This window comes from Kocuria sp. CPCC 205261 (assembly GCF_040981025.1).
GTDB lineage: Bacteria > Actinomycetota > Actinomycetes > Actinomycetales > Micrococcaceae > Kocuria > Kocuria marina.
Genome location: NZ_JAVKPU010000001.1, coordinates 165,538 through 178,624, shown reverse-complemented (window position 1 = coordinate 178,624; position 13,087 = coordinate 165,538). Strand labels below are relative to the sequence as shown.

Annotated in this window: 17 protein-coding genes; 10 read left to right on the top strand and 7 right to left on the bottom strand. The window is 68.6% G+C overall.

The features are described 5' to 3' along the window. The first annotated feature begins 457 nt into the window (after positions 1 to 457). A complete protein-coding gene (locus tag RF646_RS00800; RefSeq protein ID WP_368834955.1) occupies positions 458 to 1,144 on the top strand; it encodes a histidine phosphatase family protein in 687 nt (228 codons plus the stop codon). Between the two features lie 413 nt (positions 1,145 to 1,557). Beyond that, positions 1,558 to 1,704, top strand: coding sequence for a hypothetical protein (locus RF646_RS00795; protein WP_159450043.1), 147 nt, complete (start codon positions 1,558 to 1,560; stop codon positions 1,702 to 1,704). 160 nt (positions 1,705 to 1,864) lie between these two features. Here the strand turns inward: RF646_RS00795 and RF646_RS00790 are convergent, their stop codons facing one another. The 3 genes from RF646_RS00790 to RF646_RS00780 all read right to left on the bottom strand — a co-directional run bounded on the left by RF646_RS00790 (position 1,865) and on the right by RF646_RS00780 (position 3,548). Continuing rightward, positions 1,865 to 2,263, bottom strand: coding sequence for a hypothetical protein (locus RF646_RS00790; RefSeq protein WP_368834954.1), 399 nt, complete (start codon positions 2,261 to 2,263; stop codon positions 1,865 to 1,867). 10 nt (positions 2,264 to 2,273) lie between these two features. Then, positions 2,274 to 2,639, bottom strand: a complete 366-nt coding sequence (locus tag RF646_RS00785; protein ID WP_368834953.1) for a hypothetical protein — start codon at positions 2,637 to 2,639, stop codon at positions 2,274 to 2,276. 246 nt (positions 2,640 to 2,885) lie between these two features. Beyond that, complete coding sequence (locus tag RF646_RS00780; RefSeq protein WP_085107098.1) at positions 2,886 to 3,548, bottom strand: GAP family protein; 663 nt, start codon at positions 3,546 to 3,548, stop codon at positions 2,886 to 2,888. 71 nt (positions 3,549 to 3,619) lie between these two features. On the opposite strand from RF646_RS00780, the gene RF646_RS00775 reads away from it, so the two are divergent. Together RF646_RS00775 and RF646_RS00770 are read left to right on the top strand one after the other, a co-directional pair. Beyond that, on the top strand, positions 3,620 to 4,219 hold the full coding sequence (locus RF646_RS00775) for a TetR/AcrR family transcriptional regulator (protein ID WP_368834951.1): 600 nt from the start codon (positions 3,620 to 3,622) through the stop codon (positions 4,217 to 4,219). A 62-nt stretch (positions 4,220 to 4,281) separates the two neighbouring features. Continuing rightward, complete coding sequence (locus tag RF646_RS00770; RefSeq protein ID WP_368834950.1) at positions 4,282 to 4,866, top strand: hypothetical protein; 585 nt, start codon at positions 4,282 to 4,284, stop codon at positions 4,864 to 4,866. A gap of 10 nt (positions 4,867 to 4,876) precedes the next feature. Here RF646_RS00770 and RF646_RS00765 read toward each other — a convergent pair whose 3' ends face one another. Beyond that, positions 4,877 to 5,566 carry a superoxide dismutase family protein gene (locus RF646_RS00765; protein ID WP_368834949.1) on the bottom strand — a complete coding sequence of 230 codons (690 nt, stop codon included), beginning with the start codon at positions 5,564 to 5,566 and terminating at the stop codon, positions 4,877 to 4,879. A 191-nt stretch (positions 5,567 to 5,757) separates the two neighbouring features. On the opposite strand from RF646_RS00765, the gene RF646_RS00760 reads away from it, so the two are divergent. The 3 genes from RF646_RS00760 (at position 5,758) to RF646_RS00750 (ending at position 7,737) form a co-directional block, all read left to right on the top strand. Further along, positions 5,758 to 7,185 carry an NAD(P)/FAD-dependent oxidoreductase gene (locus RF646_RS00760; RefSeq protein ID WP_368834947.1) on the top strand — a complete coding sequence of 476 codons (1,428 nt, stop codon included), beginning with the start codon at positions 5,758 to 5,760 and terminating at the stop codon, positions 7,183 to 7,185. A gap of 110 nt (positions 7,186 to 7,295) precedes the next feature. Then, positions 7,296 to 7,481 (top strand): hypothetical protein, encoded by a 186-nt coding sequence (locus RF646_RS00755; protein WP_368834946.1) that lies wholly within the window; start codon positions 7,296 to 7,298, stop codon positions 7,479 to 7,481. Beyond that, on the top strand, positions 7,474 to 7,737 hold the full coding sequence (locus RF646_RS00750) for a GNAT family N-acetyltransferase (protein ID WP_368834944.1): 264 nt from the start codon (positions 7,474 to 7,476) through the stop codon (positions 7,735 to 7,737). Before RF646_RS00755 ends, RF646_RS00750 begins: the two co-directional genes overlap by 8 nt. On the opposite strand, the gene RF646_RS00745 is transcribed toward RF646_RS00750, so the two are convergent. Together RF646_RS00745 and RF646_RS00740 are read right to left on the bottom strand one after the other, a co-directional pair. Then, complete coding sequence (locus tag RF646_RS00745; protein WP_368834943.1) at positions 7,716 to 8,516, bottom strand: glycerophosphodiester phosphodiesterase; 801 nt, start codon at positions 8,514 to 8,516, stop codon at positions 7,716 to 7,718. The two genes, RF646_RS00750 and RF646_RS00745, sit on opposite strands and share 22 nt — an antisense overlap. A 322-nt stretch (positions 8,517 to 8,838) precedes the next feature. Further along, on the bottom strand, positions 8,839 to 9,474 hold the full coding sequence (locus tag RF646_RS00740) for an endonuclease (RefSeq protein WP_368834942.1): 636 nt from the start codon (positions 9,472 to 9,474) through the stop codon (positions 8,839 to 8,841). Between the two features lie 222 nt (positions 9,475 to 9,696). On the opposite strand from RF646_RS00740, the gene RF646_RS00735 reads away from it, so the two are divergent. The 3 genes from RF646_RS00735 to RF646_RS00725 all read left to right on the top strand — a co-directional run bounded on the left by RF646_RS00735 (position 9,697) and on the right by RF646_RS00725 (position 12,301). Continuing rightward, on the top strand, positions 9,697 to 10,182 hold the full coding sequence (locus tag RF646_RS00735) for a pyridoxamine 5'-phosphate oxidase family protein (protein ID WP_064846016.1): 486 nt from the start codon (positions 9,697 to 9,699) through the stop codon (positions 10,180 to 10,182). 121 nt (positions 10,183 to 10,303) lie between these two features. Next, positions 10,304 to 11,449, top strand: a complete 1,146-nt coding sequence (locus RF646_RS00730) for a type III polyketide synthase (protein ID WP_368834941.1) — start codon at positions 10,304 to 10,306, stop codon at positions 11,447 to 11,449. 12 nt (positions 11,450 to 11,461) lie between these two features. After that, on the top strand, positions 11,462 to 12,301 hold the full coding sequence (locus RF646_RS00725; protein WP_368834940.1) for a class I SAM-dependent methyltransferase: 840 nt from the start codon (positions 11,462 to 11,464) through the stop codon (positions 12,299 to 12,301). Here the strand turns inward: RF646_RS00725 and RF646_RS00720 are convergent. Beyond that, positions 12,274 to 13,086, bottom strand: coding sequence for a nitroreductase family protein (locus tag RF646_RS00720; RefSeq protein ID WP_368834939.1), 813 nt, complete (start codon positions 13,084 to 13,086; stop codon positions 12,274 to 12,276). The two genes, RF646_RS00725 and RF646_RS00720, sit on opposite strands and share 28 nt — an antisense overlap. Position 13,087 lies beyond the last annotated feature (1 nt).

Genomic DNA, 13,087 nt, shown 5'->3' with positions numbered 1-13,087 from the left:
GCCCTGGGCCGTTACGGTGACGGTGGCTTCTGTCGCACGCAGGGACGCCACGTCCGTCTCGGCGGCGGGAGAGTCAGTGACAATCGGGTGGAGCTCCGCGCGAGCGCAGCCTGAAGGACGCGCTCGGCACCTCCGCGGGCACCGCGGCCGTCGCCTGTGGTGCCTTCTCCGCAACCATGACGATCGGCCGTCTGCTGGCAGACCGGGTCGTGGAGTGGCTCGGCTCCGGGGCGGTCATGGAGCCATGCCCAGCCGTAGATTGTGAATTCCCGCGATCATGCAGATTCACAACAGCAGGTCACCGCGCCAGGGCAGTGGCCATGGCCTCGAAACAATTCGGCACGCAGCGTGGGCGGTGGTCAGGTCGTGGTGCGTGGCTCAGCGGATTCCTCCCTGAGCTACCGTGGACCGGGTATGACCTACAAGACCCCCGGCAACTGACAAGGTGCATATCCCCGTGCGACTCATTCTGGTGCGTCATGGCCAGACCTCCTCCAACGTGGGCCATCACTTGGACACCGCCGCACCCGGCGCGGACCTCACCGACCTGGGGCGTGAGCAGGCGCGGGCCCTCGTGCAGGCGCTGGCGGGTGAGCCCATCAGTGCGATCTACGCCTCCAACCTCGTGCGCACCCAGCAGACGGCCGCCCCGCTCGCGGAGGCGCGCGAGTTGTCGACCGAGATCCGTGAGGGTCTGCGTGAGATCGGTGCCGGGGATCTGGAAATGGCCAACGACCACGATTCGATCGAGACCTATCTGGAATCCGCGTTGAGCTGGGCGGATGGCGGCCTTGATTCGAGGATCCCCGGGTCGGACGAGAACGGCCACGACGTCATGGCGCGCTTCGACGCCGTCGTCGAGGAAGCGTCCACTGCTCTGGCACCGGACCGCGTGGCTGTTCTCGTGTCGCACGGCGCCGTCATTCGTGCGTGGTGTGCGCTGCGGTGCGCCAACCTGGACCGCAAGTTCACGGCGACCAACGGATTGTCGAACACGGGCGTCGTCGTGCTCGACGGCGAGCCCGGCGCATGGGGCGTGCTCACCTGGCAGGACCAGGCCGTGGGCGGGCCCGCACTGCAGGATCCGGAGTCCGACGGCGCCGCCGCCGAGGAACTCGATGGGGCAGAAGGCTCCTGCAGCTGAGAACACACAGCCTCACGGGGCGCGGTGGGAGACCACAATGAAGCATGACGATCGACTCATTGCGCGCCGTTTACGACCGCACCCGGATGGTCGGCTGGGACTTCTCACGGTTGGAAGGCCGACTGACCGCTACTGAGCCACCGTGGGATTTCGAGGCAGGCTGTCTCGCGGCCTTGCGCAGTGCGTCCCGATCAGTGGACCTCGGGACCGGGGGTGGCGAACGGTTGGGAACGCTGCTCGCGGGAACCCGCGTCGGAAGCCGAGGTCGCGCATGGAGTTGAAGAAAGTGTTCATGGCCACAACAGCACGCACAGACGCCAGGGCAAGAGCGACAACCGCCCCGCCCCATGTCACTTTCCCCGAACTCTCCGCGACCTGCCAGACTTTAACTCCGACCACACGAAGGGAAGATCATGGAAAACACGCCCAAAACTCAGCCCAGCAACCCGCAGAAGGGCACCCCGTGGGGGCTCATTCTGATCGTGCTCGCGTTCCTGCTGGCCACCGCCATGGTGATCGGCGTGGGCGTCGTGTCCCTGGACATCGGCTTCGGAGGCTGACGACCTCGTAGTTCGCCTCCCTTTCCTCGGCCCCAAGCGGTACATCTGACGACGGCAGACGGTCACCTCGAACGCGAAGGTGGCCGTCTGCCGTCGTCGTACTGCCGTCATCGACCCGGGGACGCCGTCAACGGCGCGGGGGCTTGATGCGGCGGGATTTCTACAATCGCGACAGCTTCTCGCCGAGTTGCTCCTGTTCCTCGGGCGGGACGCTGATCCCGCTGGTCCGCTCGGCCTCCTGGTAGAGGTCACCGCTCATCACGTCGCCCAGTTGTATGGCGCGCAGGTTGGACTCGTCCACCGCCTGGATGAGGGCATTCGCGTGCCGGGGTGTCCAGCGGCGGTTCGGGTCCAGGCGGTAGAGCAGCAGCGTGCGGATCAGGTCCCCGCGCAACCCTTCCTCGGCGATGTGGGTGCGCGCGCTGACCAGCCACGTGACCGGTAGGACCGCCACGAAGAGGACACCGAGCCAGCCGATCACGAGGAAGACCTTGGTCACGAGCTCCGTGAACGGCAGGAAACTCAGCCCGAACCCGACCAGCGTGACCGCGATGAACACACGAGCCGCCCTAGGAGGGCCGGGGCGCCGCGAGGCGCTTGCCCAGGGAGAAGAACACGCCCAGGGACGTACTGAAGATCATGAGGTATGTCCCCACGAACGCGATGACCCCGAGCACGGGATTGATCTTGTCGATGAGCGCGAGGGTGGGCAGATCGGCGTCGTACACGTCCTGGATGCTGAGCAGCAAGGCGGCGGTCATGAGCGGCACCAGGACCACCACGATCGCCGAATCTGTCCACAGGGGCAGGCCGAACTGCTGATTGAGGTTGAAGCCGGAGCCGGCAAACATCACGAAGCCCACGCAGAACGGCGCGATGGACAGTCCATAGTCCATGAAGTCGGCCAAGAACAAGGACGTGATGGAGTGGAACACCTTGCCGTGGGATTGCGCCCCGGGAGTAGCTGCCGGACTGCAGGATTGTCATGGCGGTCAGCGGCATCACGAGCAGGTTCACAGTGGCCCCGGCAATGCCCCGCCACCCGTAGGAGACGTAGTACTGCGGCATCTTCTGACCGGAGGCGAAACCCGCCCCACCGGCCATGCCAATGTAGTACACCGACGTACTGCACCGAGCGGCGTTCGATCACTTCCGGGGGTCCTCCGCAGACAAGGGGGAGGTCAGTTCATCACGGCGGACAATCCACTCCCGGCCATCCATACCCCTACGATCGCCGCGATCCACAGAAGCGTGACCTTCGCTTCCCGCTCGAGCGTGGGGACGATCCTCTCGAGGCGCGGCCAGATCCGCTGGCCGGCCAATGCTGCAGCCACGATGAGCACGAGCGCGGGCAGGATCATCACGACGCAGTAGGCAGCGAGCAGGGCCAGTCGCAGCGACCAGCCGATGTCCATACTCGTGATGATCCCGTTGGCCGCGAGATAGGGGACCATCGTGGCGGCTTCCGTGAGAGCAGCGCCGGCACCGAGGGCGACCATGGCACCGGGATGCAGGGACCTGGGCGGTGCGCGGTGCCCCTCGCGCTTCACGGGGTCCGGTGCGAAGATCCCGTACGCGAGCAGACCCAGCCCGGCGACCACCTTGAACCACTGGGCGGGCTCGCTGTCCCAGATCCTCCCGGCCACGTCGGAGAGGAGGTCGAACCCCAGGGCGATCGCGATCCCCAGGAAGAAGTAGAGGAGCACCACGGTCGCGAAGTAGAAGAACAGCGGGACCGCGTCCACGCGCCGCCGGGAGATCACGAGGACCAGGGGGATCACCAGGGTCCCGAGGCTCATGCTGTCCAGCAGGGCCAACCCGAGCAGTGCGAGAAGGTCACCCATGTGTGCCGCCTTGTCTCGTACGAACGTATGCCATACCGCAACCATACACTTGTATGAGAGGGGGTGGTCAGATGCCACAGGAGAACGAGAGTCGCGGGATGATCCCCGCCCGGGTCATGATTGCGGAAGCGGCGATCCGCGTGATCGCCCAGCAAGGTTTCGACGTGGTGAGCGTGCGCACCGTGGCCCAGGAGTCCGGGATCTCCCCCGGGACCGTTCAATACCACTACAAGACGCGGCGGGATCTGCTGCTCGCCGCCCTCGAGAGGTCCGTGGAGCGACAAACCCAACGGGTCATGGCTGCGCGCGGTCAGAACGGCTATCGGGCATCCCTCGCTCGCACCCTGCGTGAACTCCTGCCGTTGGAGGGCGTGCGGAGGGAGGACGCTGCCGTGTGGGTCAGCTTTGGGGCGGCCGCCTCCACCCGGGACTGGCTCGCGAGCGTGTACTGGCAGAACCTGCAGATCTTCCACGAGGGTGTCCTGAACGTCGTGCGGCGGGCCCAGGAGGACGGGAAGCTACGTGAGGGGCTGACCCCGGACACCGCCGCGCCCCTGGTCACGGCACTCGTGAACGGGTTGGCCTTGGATCACCTCAACGCACCCGAATCCGTTCGGGAGGGCACCGAACAGGCCCTCGATCGGGGGCTGTCGTTGATCCTCACGGACTGAGCCTCCTCAACGCCGTCGCGTCCCAACCCACCGTGTCAGGGCCCGTGCGTAGGGTCGGAGGCATGATCCCCCACGACACGAGACTGCGCCGCCATGCCCCCTTGATCGTGCTGGAGGTGCTCCTCGTGGGGACGCTGATCTTCGAGATCGCCCGGGAGAACGGCCCGGCTGTGTTCTTGCTGTCCGCACTCGTCCTCGCGGCGCTCGTCCCGCTCGCCCTGGAGCCGATCGCCCGCGCCAGCATCCCCATGACGCTGCAACTGCTGTACGCGGTGCTGTTGTTCGGCGGGGCGTTCCTGGGAACGTACGTGCACGTCTACGGTGTGTGGACGCCGTGGGACACCGTGGTCCACTTCTTCTCGGGAATCCTGATCGCGCTGGGCGCCGATCACGCGTGGCGCATCCTGTCCCGGCGGCATGGTTTCGTCCTGCCCACGTGGCTGTGGGGGCTCGTGATCGTGTCGTTCAGCGCCTTCATCGCGTTCCTGTGGGAGGTCGCCGAGTTCGTCACCGATCTGGTCTCGGACAGCAACGCTCAGGTGAACAACCTGGACACCATGACCGACATGATCGCGGGCACAACGTCCGCGCTGATCGTCGTGGTCGTCCTGGCGCTCACCCGGGCGGGGGGCCGAACGTCCGTGTGACAAGGACGGGTTACTCGATCACACCGCACGCCAGGCGGCTGCCGGCGTCACCCGTGGAGCGGGTGTCCTCGTCCGGTCCCCCCGGGGCGTAGCGCTCGGGGATGTTCGCGTAGTTGTCCGGGCCGGAGTGGATCATCAGCGCGGAGCCGTTGTCGTCCCGCAGGTTCTCGGCCGTGAGCCGGTCCGTCTCGAACGACATGGCCGCCCGCCCGGATTCCGTCACCAGCAGCGCGGGAAGGTCACCCGCATGCTCCGGATGGCGAGCGTCGTCGCCACCCAGGTGCCCGCCGGCGGACAGGAATGCGCCGGTCTCGGAGGGATCGTCCGGCGCGGAACTCTCCGCCTCGCACACGCCGTTGCCGTGCACGTGCAGGCCGTAGTACCCCGGTTCCAGACCGGAGAACTCGACCGAAACCCGCATCGCATCCTGGCCGGCCTCGGTGAACTGCGCGGTGCCGACCTCCATTCCCTCGGCATGACGCACCGTGGCGGTGGCCAGGGGACCCGGGCTCGACGCCGCCGTCGCGGCCCCCTGCCCGCCCGTCGGATCCGCGGTGGTGGCGTCATTGCCCTCGCCGCACGCGGCCAGTGTCAGCATGCCCGCGAGCCCCAGGAAAGCCAGTCCGCCGCGGGCTCGGAAGGGGCGATGGGTGGTGGGGGGCTCGTCGGTGGCCGGGGGTGTCATTGCGCTCGCGTTCATGGCATCTCCTCATCGTCGGTCCGCTGGGCCGGCGAGGGTCGTGATGCCGACCATGCAACGGAGGTGGCTCTTCCACCGTACACATGACGAGGGTCACAATCGGGAGTATTGCCAGGTGGGAGGCCGGTTCCGCACCGAGCACGGGGTGCCCCCGGGCCGACATCCGGCACCCCGGCGGCTACTGTGAGGACATGACGGAGTCAGCAACGCAGGAGTCGGTGGACGTGATCGTGATCGGCGGCGGCGCGGTGGGAGAGAACGCCGCGCAGTACGCGATCGAGGGCACGGACCTCACCGCAGTCATCGTGGAGGGTCACCTGCTGGGCGGGGAGTGCTCGTACTACGCGTGCATGCCCAGCAAGGCGCTGTTGCGCCCGGTCGACGTGACGGGACTGACGGACGACCTCGAGGGCGTCGTCCCCACGCGGCTCGACCGGGACGGCATGCTCGCGCGGCGCGACTCGTTCGTCTCCGACTACGACGACTCCTCCCAGGTCGAGTGGGCCGAGTCCGCGGGCATCCGAGTGGTGCGCGGCCACGCCCGCCTCGTGGGCGAGCGCTCGGTGCGCATCGAGGCCGACCACGCCGCCGCGCGCACCCTCACCGCGCGGCACGCCGTGATCCTCGCGACCGGCAGCGAGCCGAGCATCCCCTCCGAGTTCGACGGAGCGCACCCGTGGACGTCCGCGGACGCGACAGGCGTGGTCGAGACGCCGGAGAGCATCGCGATCGTGGGCGGGGGAGTCGTGGCATGTGAGGCCGCGGTGTGGCTCAACGCCCTGGGATCCCGGGTGACCCTGCTCGTGCGGGGCTCGGGTTTACTGTCCGGCAACGAACCGTTCGCGGGGGACACCGTCCTGGACGGGTTGCGCGCCAGCGGCGTGGAAGTGGTGCTCGACGCATCTGTCACCAAGTGCACCCGCAGCGATGCCGAGGACACGGGGCTGGGCCGGGTCCACGGCGGGCCGGTCCACCTGGAGACCTCCGCCGGGACCGTCGACGTGGCCGAGGTGCTCGTGGCCACAGGCCGTACCCCGCGGTTGCGGGACGTGGGACTCGACGCGGTCGGGCTGAGCGCGGACGACGTCCTCCATGAGAAGCTCCCCGCATGGCTGCACGCCGTGGGCGATGCCAGCGGCGATGTGCCCCTGACCCACTGGGGCAAGTACCGCGCCCGGGTCATCGGGGCCAGGATCAAGGCGGCGGCCACGGGGGCGCCCGCGCCGTATGAGGTGGAGAATCCGCCGGTGCCCCAGGTCGTGTTCACGCAACCGCAGGTCGCGCAGACGGGACTGACGGAAACCTCCGCGCGGGACCGGGGGATCGACGTCGTCACCGTGGAGGTGCCCTACAACGGTGCGGCCGGCGCGGCGCTGCTGCGTGACACCGTCTCCGGAAAGGCCAAGATCGTCGTGGACCGGGAGACCCGGTGCCTCGTGGGCGCCACGTTCGCGGGCCCGGACGCTGGCGAGCAACTGCACGCGGCCACGATCGCGATCACGGGGAAGGTACCGGTGCACGTGCTGCGCCACGCGGTGCCCAGCTATCCCACGGTCTCGGAACTGTGGTTGCGGCTGCTCGAGGAACTGCCCGAGCAACTGCGCCGGGCGCCGGAGTAAAAGGTTCCCGAACAACTGCGCTGGGCCCGGAGCAAGAGGTTCCCGAATCCGCTCGCGACGGCCATACTGGGACCGAATCATACGGGATGCGTTCGTCGAAGGAGCCTCACATGACCCCCTCACTCGCCACGTACATCGCCCTGCCCGGAACCACCGCCGAAGCCATGGAGCACTGGCACGACGTGTTCGGGGGCGACCTGCACATCCTGCGCTACGGCGACATAGACCTGCAGGGCATGCCGTTCGAACTGGATCCCCAGGCCGTGGACCACCCGAGCCGCCGCCACGGTGGCTGATGGGGCCCTGGACCGCGCCGGACTCGAACGCCTCGAGCTGGGGCGCCGGGTCAACAACTCCGCATCGGGAGCGGTGGCGCGGGCCGCCGGTTTCCGCAAGGAGGGGACCGAACGGGGGAAGTTCCTGATCACGGGCGAGCGGGTGGACGTGGACACCTACGGACGGCTGCGAACGGATCCCCGGTGGCAGGGCAGCGCGGCGGCGGCCCGGTTGCGGTCCGGCGACCGTCGGCGCTACCGCACGGCCACGGCGTGACCCACGGTCGCGGGGTGTTTCCGGGAGAACTCCACGGGGAAGTCGGTCGTGATCCGATCCACGCCCAGGGCCACCATGCGGTTGAAATTGCGCTCGGCGTTCACCGTGTACACGCTCATGCCCAGCCCTGCCGCACGGACCCGGTCCACCGCGGCCACATTGAGCCAGCGGTGGTTGGACCCCACCTGCCCCGCGTAGGTGGAAATCCGCGCGAGGGTCTCGGCATCGGGAACCCGGTACACGAGCTGCTGCAGGGGGACCTCCGGGGCCAGCACCGCGAAGCGCTGATTGGAAGCAGCGTCGAACCCCAGGACCTCGATTCGCCCGTCGCGGACCAGACGCTGCCACCGGGGATCCGATCGCAGACGCTCCACGATGATGTGCTCGATACCGGGGGACGTGGCCGGGGACTTGATCTCGATGAACACGCCGATCGCGTCGCGCGCAACCTCCACGGCGTCGTCGAAGTGCGGGATGCGCTCGCCCCGGAACGCGCCGGAGAAGGACGAACCAGTGTCCAGCCGTTGCAATTCGGCCCATGTGAACGACGTGACCGGATCGTTCTCCCGACCCGGGAACACCTCGGCGGCGTTCGTGGTGCGCGCGGGGGTGGGGTCGTGGAACGCGAAGGGCACACCGTCCGCGGAGAGCTGGACGTCGAGCTCGAAGAACTGCGCACCCGAGGAACGGGCCACCTCGAACGCCGCCACCGTGTTCTCGGGTGCGACCCCCGCGGCTCCGCGGTGGCCGATCAACAGGTGGGCCGACGCAGTGGTCATTCCCGCAGTGTCCTCCCGCCCGCGGGGTGCTGTCAGGAGGGCCGTGGGCCGGATCCAGCGGAGGGGGTCCGTTGCGAGACGATCGGTCAGGGGGGTCGTGCGGGTGCGCATCCAGAGCCTCTCACGGGTTGCCGTACGGAGATGGCCTTGCCGGTCGCGTGGTGATGACCGGCGAACGGGCCGAACCCATGGTCGCGGGGGGACATGACGGCTGTGGAGCACCCCGATGACCGAGGTGTTAACTCGGCACCACGGATCACAGCCGGTGTATTAACCCGGCGTCCGCCGCCGAATGCACCTCCGGCGGATCGCACCCGGTCCGTTACTCCAGCGGGTCACCCTTGGTGCGGACCAGCGCGACCCGGACCAGGGCCGCGGCCAGGATGGGGAGTTTTTCGGGAGGGACGAGGTCCGCGAGGTCGTGGGCGTCGTCGGGCAGACCGATGCGCCGGGCGCCGTCCAGGGCCTTGGCGTCGAAGAACGGCGCGAGGCCGGGCCAGACACCCTGTACCTCCCGGGCGAAAATCGCGGCGCCCGCGGGGCCGATCCCCGGGAACTGCTGGAGCGCGTCGAGGACGTCGTCGGTACCGTCCGCGCGCTCACGCACGCGGCGCAGATCCCCGCCGTACTCGTCGATCAGGAGGGCGGCGCCGTTGCCGAGCATCGTGGAGGTGCGCTCGTCGTAACGCTTGTAGCCGCCGCGACCCAGCGCCTGAACCCGTTGCCGCCACGACGCCGCGCGCATCCGTTCCGGGGTGCGGTACCCGGCCGTGAACAGCTCGCGCGCGGAGGCGACCGCCACCTTGGCCCCGATGCGCGCGGACAGCAGATTGGCCAGCACCAGCAGCTGGAACAGGGGAGCGGGTGTGTCCCGCAGCTCGATGCCGGCGTCCTGCGCGTACGTGGTGCCGTGGCGCTCCAACAGCACGTGCACGGTGTCCTCGTGCGATCGCGTCATGCGTCCCTCCCTGCCTGGATGTCTGTGTCCGTGTCGTCCGACATCATGTCGCCCACGGCCGGATCGTTCGGGGCCGTGCTGCTCACGACGGCGTGAATTCCGCTCCCGGCCAACTCTCTCGTGCGCACCGTCACTAGTAAATAAACTGATAATCGACGCCACATCGCGGTGGCAGACCCCACGGTTTGGTGGGCATTCACAGCCTCGACGAAAGGAAGTGCCATGGCGGAGAACACCGACGACATCCAGAAGGTGCGGGACATCATCAAGGGCACCCGCATCGCCATGCTCACCCACGTGGACGGGGATGGTCACCTGGTGTCCAAGCCCATGGCCACGCAGGAGGTCGAGTTCGACGGCACCGTGCGGTTCATCGCGGAGCGCGACTCCGAGCAGGCGCAGGCCCTGCAGCAGCGCCCCGAGGTGAACGTGGCCTACTCGGGTTCCGGCTCGTGGGTGTCCGTGTGCGGCACCGCGCGCATCGTCAACGACGAGGCCAAGCTCAAGGAACTGTGGAGCAGCTTCACCGGTTCATGGCTCCAGGGCGGCCCGGAGAACCCCAACAACATCCTCATCGAGATCGACGGCCACAGCGCCGAGTACTGGGACAGCCCGGGTAACAGCAAGGTGACCCAGGTGGCCAACTTGATCAAGTCCAAGGTCAAGGGCGACACCGTGGACGGCGAGAACAAGGTCGTGGATCTCTGATCCGACCCGCCCGTCCAACGGCCGTTCGATCCCCATGGATCGGGCGGCCGTTGCGCATGTCGGGGCTCGCCCGGCACGGGGCGCCTCGTCCGGGCGGGGGCCCGCGCGCCTACCATGGAGTATGACCGTACGCCTACTGTCGATCGAGACCGCCGTCCCCGACACCGTGATCCGGCAGGAGGACGTGTCCCGGCTGTTCGCCGAGCAGCCGGGGATGACCAGGCTCGGCACGCGCGTGGTGCGTTCCGCCTTCGCAGGCGCCGGGGTGAGCACACGCCACACGGTCCTGCCCGAGCTAGGCGTTGTGGCATCGGGGACCGTTGACGGGGGCGACGCCGCGGCGTCGCCGTTCGTGGATCCCACGACCCGGCACCTGCGCTCGCCGGGAACGCACGCACGCAACCAGCTCTACACCGAGCACGCCAAACGGATGTTCGTGACAGCCGCCCGGGCGGCCCTCGACGCCGCGGCCCCCGGGATCGAGCTCGCGGACGTGACCCACGTGATCACGGTGTCCTGCACCGGGTTCTTCGCGCCGGGCCCGGACGTGCGCGTGACCAAGGACCTGGGGCTACCCGCGGACGTGAAGCGGATGCACCTGGGGTTCATGGGCTGCAATGCCGCGTTCCCCGCCCTGCAAGCCGCGTACACCGCGTGCCGCGCGGATCCGGACGCCGTGGTGCTCGTGGTGTGCGTGGAGCTGTGCACCCTGCACCTGCACGTGCGCAACGATCCCGACACCGTGATGGGCAACGCCCTGTTCGCGGACGGTGCGGCCGCCGCGGTGGTGACGGGGCGCGACGCCGCCGCTCCCGGCGCTACCCTCGAGCTCGTGGACTTCGAGACGACCCTGGCCCCAGTGGGCGAGGAGGAACTCGCGTGGAGCGTGGGGGACGAGGGCTTCGAGATGATCCTGGGGACCTACGTGCCGCGGATCATCGACGACCACGTGACGGACGCCCTCGCACCCCTGCTGGACCGCGCGGGGTTGAGCGCGGACCGGATCCCCCTGTGGGCCGTGCACCCGGGGGGACGCAGCATCCTGGACAAGGTGCAGGGACGGCTCGCGCTCACGGACGAGCAGATGGCCCCCTCCCGGGGAGTGCTCGCGGACGCCGGGAACATGAGCAGCGCGACCATCCTGTTCGTGCTCGAGCGCCTTGTGCGAGCGGAGGACCCGGGCACCGTGGCGGCGCTCGCGTTCGGCCCCGGCCTGAGCATCGAGAGCGCCCTGCTGCGGGTCCGTCCCGCGTCCGAGACGACGTGAGCGATGAAGCCTATGCTGCGCAACAACCCTCTGCCGCACGCTGATGTCCTGGGCCGCCGCGACCCCCTGCTCCGCCACCGCAGCGTGGACGAGCCGGAGCTCATGGACGATCCGGCCTGCGATCCGGTGGCCCTGGACAACACCTACCGCTTGTTCGGGGTGATCAACCCGCTCGTTGCATCCTGGCGGCCCGTCTACCGCCGGTATGTACGTCCCGCGTTGCGTGCCGCTGCCCGAGAGGGCCGCCCCGGCACCGTGCTGGACATCGGGTGCGGCGGGGGCGATGTCGCCCGGGCCATCACCCGCTGGGCCGCTCGCGACGGGCTGAACGTGCGGATTACCGGGATCGACCCGGACGCCCGGGCCACACGGTGGGCGGCCGCGCACGACCGCGGAGTGGGCGCCACCTACCGGACGCTCGCGAGCCACGATCTGGTGGCAGCGGGGGAGCGCTACGACGCCGTGATCTCCAACCACATGCTCCACCACCTGACACGGAAGGAGCTGTCCGCCGTGCTGGCGGACTCACGTCGGCTGACCCGTAGGGTAGCGGTGCACAACGACCTGCGCCGCAGTCGCGCGGCCTGGCTGCTGTACTGGGTGGCCACGCTGCCGCTCGCACGAGCCAGGGTGTTCGTGCGCTTCGACGGTCTGCTGTCCATCCGGCGCAGTTACCGCCCCGGAGAGCTGCGCCAGGCGCTGCCCCCGGGGTGGCGGGCCGTGCAACAGCGGTTCTTCCGGCTGCTGGCGGTGCACACCGGCCAGGACGCGGAGCCGGTCCAGGCGGACCGGGATCAGGTGGACACCCCGCAGAAGGACCGGACTCAGTCGGACCCGGGACGCACGTCCTGATCCCAGCCCTGCTGAGGCGTCTCACACGTCTCCCGGAACACGTACTGGGAGGGGCGTTTGCGCTCGCGGCTGGACCAGTCGATCGCCGGGCGGTGGGTGCGCTCGGGCACGTAGCCCAGCCGGTACACGGCCATGAGCTCCAGATCCTCCGGAACGCGCAGCATGTCCACGATCCGCTGCCACTGGTGCGGTGCCTCCATGGGGAAGGACACGAACTGGATCCCCATACCCAACTCCACCGTGGTGAGCCACAGGTTCTCCATGGCGGCACCCATGCTGAACACCGAGTAGAACCCGGACAGTTCCTCCGGGCGGTATTCGCCGCGCTCGAGCATCACGCCGATCAGCAGCGGGGACCCCGCCACGAGCTTGCGGTTCTCCTCGCCCAGGGTCTGGGGCACGCGCAGCTTGTTCATGAGGCTCTGCCCGGAGGGCGTGAACGCCTTGGACGTGAACGGGCGCAGCAGCGCGGGCAGTTTGTCGAACAGCATGCCGCTGCGCTGGGCGTCCATCTCCTTCTGGCTGAACCGGAAGTACTTCTTGTACCGGTCGAAGAACGTGCCCGCGCCCATGACCTCGGTCATGCTCTCCCCGCTGATCCGGGCAACGGTCTCGATCGTGTCCCGGTCCTCGATCAGCACGAACCGCCACGGCTGGCTGTTGAACTGGGAGGGAGCCGCGGCCGCCGCGCGGATCAGCAACTGTTGGTGCTCGGGGCTCACAGGATCCGGGCGGAACGGGCCGTTGGTGGTGCGGCGGTTGAACACGGCATCCAGGAATTCCACG